Raw genomic sequence first — 12,468 nt, 5'->3', positions numbered from 1 at the left:
CTGAAATTGGTCATGATCACGTCCTGTTCCTCCATCCTCTGGCAACGGCTGTTCAGTACAGCGTATCTGGCAACCGGAACTGACTGAATAGCCCGCCAGTAAATGGATTGTCTTCCATATCGGTATGTACCCGGTAAACCATCGCGCCACCCTCAACCGTAAATTTCACGCTGAAAGTACCGTCCTGTACGCCGGTTAACTGCCCTGCCCCAAACAAACGAAACTGCGCCCACGGCCCACTGAAACTAATGCTGCGCGGTGCTCCGCCACTGGTGCCAACCAGCGTCAGTTTGCTTTCGTTACCTTCACGCATGTTATTCGGCCAGACCAGGTGCGCGGTGTAGTTGCGCCCCTGGCTGTAATCCACCAGTTGACCGTCAAGATTCAGCACACTGCGACGCTTATTGCCCGAAAGCGAGACGGTTTCCACCGCAAACTCGGTTCCCAGCCCGTTCTGTTTACTGAAGAAGATGTTGCGGATCGTCTGCGCCGTGTCGAGTTGCTGACGGATATCCTCCCGAATAATCACGGCGTTATCACCATCTTCCAGGCTCAGGTCGTTTTCCATAAACAGCTTCAGGTTTTGCTGGTAAAAACTGTCCAGCACACCGTCCGGTTTAAAGAAACGCTCAAACGCATCCAGCGACGCATCCTGCTTCGCGCGCGGATTAAAGGGATAGCTATTTGCCAGTTGTTCATTAAACGGTTTGACCACGGTGTCGCGCCAGTCCACTTCCATATAGTGAACCGCTTCCACCATCACTACATGCCAGGCCTGGTCTGCCAGTTTACCCACCCAGCGGTTAAGCGGCGCGGGCAGGGTTTTCGCCATCTGGCGGGTGGCGAAGATCGGGTCGCTGCTGTTCTGATCCAGGCGAAGCTGCACAGCCTTAAGCGCCGATTTACCCGGCACCGGCGCGTTCTGTATCGCCAGCAGATAACGGTGCAGTTCGGTTAACTGCTGATACACCGCCTGGAGGGTATTCTCTTTGTCTTTCTGCACGATCAGCGTACTGTTTTCCGGCGCAAATTCATGACCAAGACGTGTCAACAGTTGATAGTCCGGCTCGGCCAGCGCGTCTTCGCGTTCTTTATCAGAGAGTTTTTCAGAGAGCACCGCAGGCAGGGTATTATCCCGCAGAGCCGTCAGCGCCCGCTGTAACGGCTGGTCGCCGCTAATCACCTGCTCCAGCGCCCCGGTCAGTTGCGCGATGGACTCATAGTCGCGCACGTTAAGGTTATCCATTCCGGCCCGCCAGGTCGCGGTGTAGTCACTCACATACTGTTCGGTCAGTTGGCGCTGAATTTCAGCCCTATCGGCCTCGCTGTATTTCACGCTGTGGGTGAGATTCAGCACCCAGGAATCCATGGCTGTGAGTTCCACCAGTTCATCACGCTGTTTGACAAAATAGCTTTGCAAGCCATAGCGCGTTAAAAACTGGGGAACAATCAGCTTGCTGTCATCGGCGGAGGTAAACACCAGGTCAAAGGTTGGCCCTACCTGGTCGCGGAGATTAAGGTCAGCAGGCAACACGCCCAGCGCCCGCGTTTTCAGGCTCTGGTAGACGCGCTGGTAAACCGGCAGTTTGCTCAGTTCTTTTTGCGCCGCCGACACAGGGGAGTCATACGGCACCCAACGGCTAATGGCATCACCGTCGCCGCTTTCACGCTCGGCATGCCAGTCGGTGTGCGCAAGAGCGTAGTCAAGATGAGACATTAGTTGCGACTGGATCTCACGCTGGCCGTGGAATTTTTCACTCCAGCGTTTCGCCATATACTGCTTCACCACCTCGTTACTGCGCCCGCTTTTATCCTCCAGCATTCTGATAACCCGCAGTACCGCCAGTTTTTGTTCGCTTTCCGGCGGGGCTGCGTCCATCTCTTTTACCAGGCCGTTAAACAGGGCAGGCAGATAGCGCTGTTCCAGCAGTTGCAGGTAGGTTTGCTCCACATAAGGCCCGACACGCCGTCCCTGATATAACCCCATATCAGCCAGGCTACTTCTGTCATCCCAGTTTCCGTAGGCTAACGTCGCGTCGCGTACCGGATTGAGCAACGGCAGTTGCAGATCGCCATAGTCGTCCATCCCCTGTGGCGGTTTGATAGCCATAAAGGCTTCTGCCTGTTTCAGCACCTGGACGCCGGAGGCATAGTTATCGTTGTAGTAATGATGCCAGCCAGTGATTAATAACAGCGCTGTCACGCCACCAGCGGCAGAAAAGGCTGTCATACGGCGGCGGCGGATTATCAGCCAGGTTCGACTTTCCCCGGCCATATTCGGTTCTGCCAGTAATGCTTCCGGAAACAGATTGCGGGTGAAGTACGGTGCAGTATCGACCAGCGGCCAGGCAGTCAGCGGGCTGCCACCCAGCCGATACTGCCGGGCGGCAGATTGCGTAAAAATGTCATCCATCTGGCCGCGTTGCAGTGACGAGGTGAGATAGACACCACGCAACATGACGTCCATGTTTTCACCGTCCAGCAGGCTATCAAGCAGAGCCACCAGACACTCCCGGCTCCCCTGCATCTGACGGACAAAGCTGAACAGAGAACTGCGCATATGACTCTGTGTCAGCATCAGGTCCGGTAGCGCCTGGTTCATCTGCCTGCACCAGGACAACCAGAAAGCATCAAGCTCACTTCTCCAGCCCTCGTTTTCATGGGCGCGGCGGGTGAAAGTGACACCAAGAATGCGATCACGATCTTTTTTATCCAGCGACTGAAACAGCGTCGCAAAACCGTGCAACAAGTCCAGCCGGGTCAGCACAACATACACTGGTAGTTGGCAGTGAAGGTGCTGGCGTACGTCCTGGAGGCGGCTGCGCAGCATCTGCAACAGATGTTCACGACGACGCTTGTCGGCCGTCAGCAGATCGGGAAAATCCAGCGTTAGAATGATCCCATTCAGTGGCTGGCGGGTTCGTTTTTCCACCAGCCAACTCAGGGCATGTTCCCATAAACGGCGGTGTAATACGTCTGCATCGGTTTGCTCACACAGAGTTCCATCAATATCAAAAATCACTGCCTGTTTCCCAACATGCGGGGTGAGGTACAGATGTTGCTCTGCCCCACGAACCGCTTCCGGCGTATAAATGATGTCGGACGGAAAGCCCTCACGCAGCAGCGAAGATTTACCACTGCTGGCCGGACCGATAACCATATACCACGGCAGTTGCCACAGATAACGGCGACTGTCGAGGTGGCGTTGCAGGCGTAACAGCCAGTGGTCAAGATAGCGCTGCTGCGCATTCAGCTCCATACTGAGCGGATCAACGGCCTCCTGGCGCTGCTGTTTTTGCTGGAGTTCAAGCTGTTGCAGGCGTTTCATCATCCGCACAGTGAGCCACACCAGGGCAATAAATCCCCATACTGCCGTGGCAAGCCAGCGGTTGGCTAACGGCTTCAGCCACTGCTCGTCATACAACGACCATGACGGGCCTTTCCACCAGATCCACACCAGCAGAAAAATCCATGCCAGTACCAGCAGCCAGAAAGCAGAGACTTTAAACCGTGGCATTGCAGGTCGCAGAGCAGATTTCAGTCCGCTGAATAGTCGGGGTGTCGGTAATCTCACAAAAACTCCTGTTATCTCTTATTGTTCTGTCTTGAATTTCTGTTCAAGTTGTTCGAGCAGAGAGGGCTCCCAGTCGGCCAGCGCCATTTGTAGGCCGGTTCTGAACAGCGTCCGGTAGTGTTGCTGTGCCAGTGTGATCATCCCGGACTCTTCCATCAGCTGTGCGCCAAAATACTGACGGTGGAACTGATCGCGAGGGCTGCCTGCGGGTAGCGCATCCAGATAGCGCAGCGCAGCTTCCAGCCCCTGATCCGTATAACATGCTCTGGCGGTCTGCAATTCTTCTCCAGATTGCAGAACTAATGCGGCCTGGCTACCGGAAGAGGTGGCGGACAGCCACTGTTTTGTCTGCTCGCAGATAAAGGGGGTGCGATCGTTAAACAACAGATCGGTAAGAACCGGAAGACGCGCCGTAAAGCAGGACACTTCATCGCGGATCGCTTCTGCCACCTGCTTAAAACCGAGGCGTAGCGCGATCTGTGCGGAAAGGTAATGCCCGTCCAGCCAGTAAGGGGCCAGCAAGACACTTTTCTCAACCTGCTGCCACAATGCCATATCTGCGCAGCCAAGCCGGGCCTGATAATCCGCCATCATATCGGCAGAGACAGCGGCCAGTGGCGTACGCCCATCGATTTCTGCCTGCGGTGTGCCGGTAATGGTCTGCCACAGCGCATGGCGGCGCAGGCGGTAGCCCAACGGCGACTCCGGCTGACGCTCGCAGAGAACAGCGGCCACCTTCAGCAGCGTATCGCGCCAGGTGGTATCGTCATGGCTGTCGACAGTGATTTGTGGTGTAGGGGAGGCTACAGATGTAGTTACGGTTGCAGCAGTCTGCGAAGCATCAGGTGCAGACATGACGGCAACCTGCTGCGCGTTGTCGGAAGCGACAGATGACGTTGCCGGTACAGCATCACGAAAGGCCCGCTGGTACAAGGCAAACAGGTCATCCGTCGCCTGCGCCAGCTCCGGAGCGTTATGAGCCTGCCAGCACTGCGCCAATTTCGCCAGTTCCCCCAGCAATGCATCTTGCTGTGCCGTGGCGGCGTGTTCCGCAAAACCGGCGATACCGGTCTCAAAACGTTTAACGACCTGGCTGGCAAAGCGTTTTTTATGCGCCATATTCTGCGGCGCAGCCACCGTCCAGTACTGTTCCACATACAGGGCCAGCAGGCGCAGCGCCAGCAGCGGGTCCCCCGCGTGTTGCAAGGTTCGCAACAAATGCGCCAGCAGACGGAAGTCTTTACTCTCCGAGGCCAGAAGCCCCAGCCCCCGGCACTGAAGCGTCGGGATATCGAGCTGACTGTGGGCCAGCGAACCGAGTTTGACGATTTCGCCGTCGATATACTCCCAGTCCGGATTATCCTCTTTCAGAGCCGATGCCAGCTTTTCTTGCGGAAGATTTTCCAGCAGGTGCGAAATCCAGATATCCGGATTACACAAATCCATGGTCATGATGATTCTCCCGCCCAATGACAGGCATCGCGCAGGGGGATGATAACCTTCGCCAGCCCATCAATGTTAAAGGTCAGCTTTCCGGCAGCGTTGTCTGCGCCGGTCTCCACCGTCAGCGTTTTTGCTCCCAATAGCGGCTTAATCTCGTCGATACCGGATAGTCCCCGGCTGGATTCCAGCAGGGTGCCGTTTTCGCGCACAAACCAGCGGCTGTGAAAAGTCCGGTTATCCGCATTCAGAGTGACGGCGATATCGTGCGTATCCAGCGAGTGCATCAGCGCCACCTGCATCCGGGTAATATTGTCCACACAGCTGAACATCAGCACAGGACGGGGCGGGACATGACCTATAGCCGGAGTAGTAATGACAACGGTTGGACGATCTCCCGGCATCTGTGTCATCAACAGCTCAGTCGTGTTGCCCTGACGGCGTTTTTCCTGCTCTGTTGCGCGGGTCCAGGCCTCGCCCACAAAACCCGCTTTCACCAGCGCCCCATCAAATCCTGACGGCGACAGCGGGGCAAGCAGGCGGTCATAGCAGTCAAGTCGCTCCAGCGCCGCAGACTCGCTGCGACAGGACTGCATGGCCTGTAATATGGCCTGTGCGCCAGGCGGTGTCGCTGTTACAGAGGCCAGCGCGGCACCAGGCGCCGGGACGGTGTTCGCAGACGCAGCACTGACCGACAGGCCTGCCAGCAGGCCCGCTAACAACCACCGGATTCGCCGGAAAACGCGCATCCTGCTCATAAAGCAGCTTCGCCTGCGGTTTGCAGCATCAGATGAGCCACATCAGGCAGGGCATCGTCCACGCTGGCTGTGAACACACCGTCTGCTGCCGACAGCCGGATACGGGCGATGTCGGAGCCTGCTGCCATCTTTTGCAACAGCTGCAGCGAGAGCGGCGGCAGCATATCGCCGTCGATAACAGACTCCAGCATCCTTGCGCCATTTTCTGCGCGGGTAACACGCTTCATGATTTCGTCGGTAACGTCTGGTTCGATAATGACTTCCGCACCAAAGCGGGTGCGCAACACGTTATCCAGCCGGATGAGCTTCCCGGCGATGATGGTGGCAAGCGTCTCTTTTGATAGCGGCAGGTACGGCACCACTTCCATACGCGCCAGCAGCGCCGGTTTAAAGAAGTCGGCCAGTACCGGATAGAGTACTTCCTGCATCTGCTGCGGATTGTCGGCATATTCAACAATCACCTGGTAACCGAGGTTGGAGGTGAGGAAAAAGACGATGTTTTTGCAGTCGATCACCCTGCCCTCACCATCGGCCATCTCGCCTTTATCGAACGCCTGATAGAACAGGTTGAGCACATCCGGGTGCGCTTTTTCCACTTCGTCGAGCAGCACCACTGAGTACGGTTTCTGGCGAATCGCTTCAGTCAACACACCACCTTCGCCGTAGCCAACATAACCAGGAGGAGAGCCTATCAGCCGTGAGACTGTGTGTTTTTCCTGAAACTCCGACATATTGATGGTGGTGAGGTACTGGCGACCGCCGTAGAGCAGTTCCGCCAATTGCAGCACAGTTTCGGTTTTACCCACGCCGCTGGGGCCAGCCAGCAGGAACGCTCCCAGAGGTCTGCCCGGACGACGCAAATCCGCACGTGCGGTGAGTAAATGCTTATGCAGGCTGGCAATCGCCAGATGCTGGCCCTTGATGGTCTCGCCCAGCCACTGTGGCAGGTCCGTAATGACCGATATTTCATCCTGTGACAGGCGGTTTAGCGGCACGCCGGTCCATTCGGCAATCACCGCCGCTATCTGCTTTTTATCGACGTGCGGGGAGACCAGCAATTGCGCGTTATGCAAGGCATCAAGTTCGGCAGTCAGTTGTGTCAGGCATGCAGCTGCAGAAACAGTTTGTGGCTGGAGAGCGATAACCGTATCCGGCGATGGGAGCCCATCCTCTTCATCCACGGCATTCAGCAACTGCTGACGTAACGAGATAATCTTTTGCACCAGAGCCTGTTGCTGCTGCCATGCGACGTCAAGCGTCTGAAGCTTCTGCTGCGTCGTTTCATACTGTGCATAAATCTCATTCAACCGCGAAGCGTCAGTGCGCAGCCCAATACGAATCTCGCGCTCAAGCTGGCGAATTTCCACCTCATACTGATGACTCTGAGTCGTTAGCGCGGAGATTTGCTTCGGTGGCGATGAAAGGTTGATGGCCACTCGGGCGCAGGCGGTATCCAGCACATCAATCGCTTTATCCGGTAGCTGCCGCCCGGAGAGATAGCGCTCACTTAGCATTGCTGCTGCCTGTAAGGCTTCGTCGTCAATCAGCACGCCGTGAGACTGCTCATACACCGCCGACAGGCCGCGCAGAATAATGGTCGCCTCACTGGCATTGGGTTCGCTCACCTTCACTAACTGAAAACGACGCGACAGGGCGGCGTCTTTTTCAAAATACTTCTTATATTCACTCCAGGTGGTGGCGGCGATGGTTTTCAGCTCGCCACGCGCCAGCGCCGGTTTAAGCAGGTTAGAGATATCAAGCCCCCCCTGCTGGTTGCCTGCACCAATGAGTGTATGCGCTTCGTCAATAAACAGAATGACCGGCACGGGTGAAGAAATCACTTCCGCCATCAGCCCCTTAAAGCGCTTTTCAAACTCGCCTTTCACTGATGCCCCGGCCTGAAGTGCACCTAAGTCCAGGGTCATAATATCGGTATTACGCAGCTTGTCCGGCACCTGACCGGCGACAATACGCAGTGCCAACCCTTCGATTAGCGCACTTTTCCCGACACCGGCCTCCCCCACCACCACAGGATTGTTCTTACGGCGGCGGCAAAGAATGTCGATCATCAAATCAATTTCATGATCGCGACACAGCACCGGATCGAGCCGCCCCTGACGGGCGTCATCGGTCATATTCTTCGCGTAGCGGGCAAGCAAGCTGTCGCCAGCGTCTGTCATCATGCTGGCCGCATGGCCGTCCGCGTTCAGCATTACCGTTTCCGCCGACTCCCGCGTCCACTGCACAAAATCCTGTTGCAGGCGATCGCGGTTAATACTGGTCAGCAACCGGGCAGCGGCAGGCGGCACGTAGCGCAAGGGTGAATACAGGAGAGCCAGCAGCAGCACACCGCCACGCAGTTCACTGTGCTGCATTTCAGCTGAAGCCAGCAACCAGGCCTCTTTCAGCCATTCGACCAGCATTGGGGAGAAAGCCGGGTAGCTGTCTACCGTTCGCGCAGTAGCATAGTATTCCACCGTCAGAGACTGACGCAGTGCATCCACGGTAATATCAGCCTGCTCGTTAATAACCCGCAGGTCACTGCGCGGCGTTGCAAGCATCTGGAGCAACACATGGCTGACAGTGATTTCTGCCGCCTGCTGGCTCATACATTCTGCTGCGGCAGCCTCCAGCGCCTGACGGGAGAACAGGTTCAGCCGTTTGACCAGCGTGGGTAAATCAATCTGGATCATATGTTGTGTCCTTACCTGGCAAGCAGTCGGTTCAGTTGATGCAGAATATCCTGCGTCTGGCTGTCCAGCCGCAGCATATAGAACAGATAAAACAGCCCCAGCACGACAACACCGCCAACGAAGATATGTTTAATGGTCAGACGCCTCATGAGCTGGTAACGCCCGCCCTGGGTTTTGTCCTGATGCAGTAACGGAAAGGGGGCATCGCCACGCAGCTTATGAAGGACGTGATGCAGGCGGCGGTATATCTGCTCAAACTCCCCCTGATCCTGCATGGCCACTTTGTAGCGCCCACGAAAGCCCAGTGAAAAACAGAGGTAGAGGAACTCAAGCAGATCCTGATAACGCTTTGGCTCCCGGATCAGGCGTTCGAGCAAAATAAAGACCTTCTCGCCGCCCCAGGCTTCATTATGGAAATGCACCAGCAGTGACTGTTTGATCCATTCGTTCTTGTTCGACCAGCCGTTGCCCAGCGCGGCCTCATCAATAAAGGTGCAGAGGACATAGCGAAACGAAACAATCACGCCCGGCTCATAGCCCTGCTCCTGAAGCAGTTGCTCCACGGCCTGCACATCCGTTACCACCTGCGCGAACAGGTGTTCAGGCATGGTCTGGCTGTTCATTCCATCCACGCGCATGACCATCCCCAGTAACGGTGTGGCGGCGTCGATCATCGGATTGAGATTGTTGCCGCGCAGAGGAAGTCGGTACTGGCGACTGGAATCTCCTTCGCCCGTATCCTGCAAAGCCACCCTCCCCTTATCCACTGGATTGACTGCATCCTGACTGTCATTTCCGGCGGGGAAAAGAACAGATTGTTCACTCATAGCCTTACCCTCTTATCGCCCAAAGCTGTATGTTCAGATCCGGGAAAGGGCCGGAAATATGCAACGCCAGCGCACCAGCTTTCACCACGTCTTGCCAGGCGGCAGCGCCCTTATCCAGTTCAAAGTAAACAAAACCGTCGTGATACGGTAACTGGCGCGGGGCAGCGGTTCGGGGCGTTAACGGCACGCCCGGCACCTGTACGCTGACCATATCGCGGATTTTGTTGGTGGCTGCCACTTTGGACTGCTGGGTGAACTGGTGGATAAGCTGGCTGTGCGGCATCCGCGCACGTACCGCCAGAATAAAAGTCCCAGACTGCAACAGCGTCGGATCGTTAACTGTGGCGACATAAAATCCGTCAGAGAAAGCAAGTGGCAGGTTCTGCGCACGCGGCATCAGCACGGTGTTGAGCGCCCGCCGCAATGCCGGGATCACCGTTTTAAACGACTGCGTGAGGTCACGGTGATTGTAAACATCCACCGGGCAGGGCAAACGACTGTCCTCCGTAAAGGTCATCAGTTCGCCCAGTAACCGGACCAAATCCAGATAAAAGGCTTCCGGGGACAGTGTGCGCAAATGCGAACGGTGGGTGAAGTGCATCTGGCTGCGGTTAAGCATCTGTAGCATCATAAACTCGGCCACATCGGCAATCCCGCTCTGCTCTGGCGAGCCAATGCGTTTTGCCAGTTCACTGGCGCGGTTACTGATTAGCCCCTGCACGTCACCGGCAAACCCGCTCAACACCGGGCTAACGCGGATGGCCTGACAGGTCGGGATGAAACTGTCATCCAGCGCCAGTGCTCCGTTGGGCTGCTGGCTGCGGATACGGCACAGCGGTAACGTCACCATCGCGCTGAGATCGTCCGCACCACTGACGATTTTCGGTGCCAATTGCCCCAGCACGATTTGCTGCACATCGCCGTCATCGGAATGCAAATCGCGGACGTCGGCAAAGGCCAGACGGTAACGTTCCGTGCCCTGCCCGGCGCTCTGGCGTCCCTCAATTTCGCAGGTAATATCACTGATGACCGGTAGTGCCAGATAGATGTCATGACTGCCCTGACGGGAAAGATCGAGAGGCTGAAAAGGCACCGGCAATTGATCTTGCCCCGGAATACTGAATACGGTGCCGTCCGGCATACACCCATCGGCACTGTCCAGCATGAGTTTCCCCTGAGCCAGCAGCTCTGTGTTGATCGACAGCGAGGTAAATCCCCAGGCAAAATCATCCTGCGCATTGATACGCTGGTTCAGCAGATAGTCCTGATTACGCTGCTGTTGCTGAAAATGCTGCGGCAGAGCAAATAACCCCTCCTGCCAGATCACCCTATTTTTCATGGTCGCCATCGTCAGTTTTCCTCTTTTTTCAGTTCGATACTGCCCTGTCGGACATGCACCAGCAGGCGGTAGCTGTGACCTGTACCTTCCACGGGTTCGATTTGTTTCCATTCGGTGGTCTGGTCATCAGAAAAATAGGCCACAACGCCAATGAATTGTGTTTTCTCATCCAGTTTCACTGGCGGCAGGGTCTTCATCGTGTCCGGCAGCAAGCTGAAATCCTGGTGGTCGATATAGTTTTTGCCCAGCACATCCGGGAGCGGCGTACTGAAAATCTGGTCATAGTCAGCAGCCTGCAATTTCGAGTCGTCGCTCATATAAACCATCTGCACATCCACAGAAGCGGCTTCACCGTCAGTATTGGTATTGGTGTCCGGCTCAGTCAGCAACGTGACAGTGACCTCTGACGGTTGCTCCGCAGGCTTTCCGACCTGAATATCGGGGTCCTTGATCACCTGACCGAGCTTTTTCACTGTTTCGCAGCCTGTCAGGAGGGCGCAGAGAAACAGCGCTACCATGCAGACACGAAAAAAACGCCCTGTCATGCTTCCGGCTCCCGCTGTTTTTCACGCAGTACACGGTCATAGACCTGGGCGTACACTTCGTTAAACAGCATCTCAAATCCCTGTTGCCGACTGGAAGCTAACTCGTCGTAGTAATCGCGGTACATTTTCCAGGCTCCGGCATCATCCAGAGGCTGACGTAATTCATGACTGCGGCGGTACTGCACAAAGCGGCGCATCAGACTTTGCGGCGAGAAGGCGTCCAGCAGCACACGCAGCGATTCCACGATCGCCGCCCGGTTAGCCTCTTCGTGGTGGCGGATGTTGCGCAGGCTCTCACCGACTGCAGCGGGTGCCGCCAGATGTACCGGGCTTTTGCCTTCAGCAAACATGACGTCGAGCGCGGTGACATAATCCATATTCAGACGCAGTGGGTTATCTTCCAACGGACGCAGATGCTTGTCTGACAGGCTGTTACGACGCTGTTGCAGATCGAGTAATCCTTTGATGGCTGCCTGTAATGTCCTACCCGCTTCCTCAAGAAAATCATCGGCATCCTGCGAATTGCGGACAGCAAGTGAACTCCCCAGTCCACGCAGCAGTGGAGTAATGGCAAGATGGCGCTGTGCAAGATTTGCCGGTGAGGTAGTATCAACATGGTTCTCCTGCGGATCGGAATACACTGGCGGCAGATCCATAAACGGTTTGTCGATAACGCCATCCCTGCCGGGAGCCGCAGATCGGCTGGGGACGATCCCCGAAAGCGGATCGCCTGCAACAGTCAGTCTTTCGGTCTGTAATGCCTGAAGCGGATCGGCTGAAAAGCTGTTTACCACGGTATCCGCAAGCTGGTGCCGCTGGGGCATTCCCGGATACATGGGCTGACCGTCCGTTGTCAGCAACGCGTCTGCCAGACGGTCACGGTTGCTGACAATCGTTTCAGGTGCGGCCATTTTCTCGCTGTAAGTGACGAGCTTCCCTTCGTGGATAAAGGCTTTCAGTGCCAGTGCGCCCAACACTATCTCATCGCCCTGACGCAGGCGTACCAGCCCGGCATCCAGGGCTACCGGGGCAAGGTTAATCATCAACCCGGGCATCAGACTCTTCAGGCAAAATGCGCCATCATGCAAAACTACCCGACAGGCACGACCAGCCACTGAGCCAGCTCTGTCCTGTACCGGCCAGTGGCACTCGGGTACGTTGCCAATATCTCCACCTTCGGCGGTAAAAAGACATTTTGCTGCGCGCCCACTTTCCAGTTCATTACCGTTCATCACCTGCAACGTCAGTGAGAGCGTGGGAGAGTGCGTTTTTTCCTCAGCCATATGCAATTC

General features: G+C 56.0%; 8 protein-coding genes. All 8 read right to left on the bottom strand.

Annotated features, from left to right (window positions below; all coding sequences use genetic code 11):
• Positions 1–52: 52 nt before the first annotated feature.
• Positions 53–3,517 (bottom strand): type VI secretion system membrane subunit TssM, encoded by a 3,465-nt coding sequence (gene tssM, locus P2W74_RS09160; RefSeq protein WP_459560541.1) that lies wholly within the window; start codon positions 3,515–3,517, stop codon positions 53–55.
• Positions 3,518–3,592: 75 nt separating this feature from the next.
• The gene (gene tssA / locus P2W74_RS09155; RefSeq protein ID WP_412767236.1) at positions 3,593–5,020 is read right to left on the bottom strand and encodes a type VI secretion system protein TssA; all 1,428 of its coding nucleotides are present in this window, start codon (positions 5,018–5,020) and stop codon (positions 3,593–3,595) included.
• Between the two features lie 2 nt (positions 5,021–5,022).
• Positions 5,023–5,772: a type VI secretion system-associated protein VasI gene (gene vasI / locus P2W74_RS09150; protein WP_276294757.1), complete on the bottom strand. Its 750-nt coding sequence runs from the start codon at positions 5,770–5,772 to the stop codon at positions 5,023–5,025.
• A complete protein-coding gene (gene tssH / locus P2W74_RS09145; RefSeq protein WP_276294756.1) occupies positions 5,769–8,465 on the bottom strand; it encodes a type VI secretion system ATPase TssH in 2,697 nt (898 codons plus the stop codon). Before tssH ends, vasI begins: the two co-directional genes overlap by 4 nt.
• A gap of 11 nt (positions 8,466–8,476) precedes the next feature.
• Complete coding sequence (icmH, locus tag P2W74_RS09140) at positions 8,477–9,292, bottom strand: type IVB secretion system protein IcmH/DotU (RefSeq protein ID WP_412767222.1); 816 nt, start codon at positions 9,290–9,292, stop codon at positions 8,477–8,479.
• 4 nt (positions 9,293–9,296) lie between these two features.
• Positions 9,297–10,640, bottom strand: coding sequence for a type VI secretion system baseplate subunit TssK (tssK, locus tag P2W74_RS09135; RefSeq protein ID WP_276294755.1), 1,344 nt, complete (start codon positions 10,638–10,640; stop codon positions 9,297–9,299).
• Between the two features lie 2 nt (positions 10,641–10,642).
• Entirely contained in the window at positions 10,643–11,149 is a 507-nt protein-coding gene (gene tssJ, locus P2W74_RS09130) for a type VI secretion system lipoprotein TssJ (RefSeq protein ID WP_412767235.1), read from the bottom strand.
• A 23-nt stretch (positions 11,150–11,172) separates the two neighbouring features.
• Positions 11,173–12,459 carry a type VI secretion system-associated FHA domain protein TagH gene (tagH, locus tag P2W74_RS09125; RefSeq protein WP_276294753.1) on the bottom strand — a complete coding sequence of 429 codons (1,287 nt, stop codon included), beginning with the start codon at positions 12,457–12,459 and terminating at the stop codon, positions 11,173–11,175.
• Positions 12,460–12,468: the final 9 nt, after the last annotated feature.

It is taken from the genome of Citrobacter enshiensis (assembly GCF_029338175.1).
Taxonomy (GTDB): domain Bacteria; phylum Pseudomonadota; class Gammaproteobacteria; order Enterobacterales; family Enterobacteriaceae; genus Citrobacter_D; species Citrobacter_D enshiensis.
Note: the sequence above shows the minus strand (reverse complement) of the source record. Positions and strands in the feature narration are given on the sequence as shown.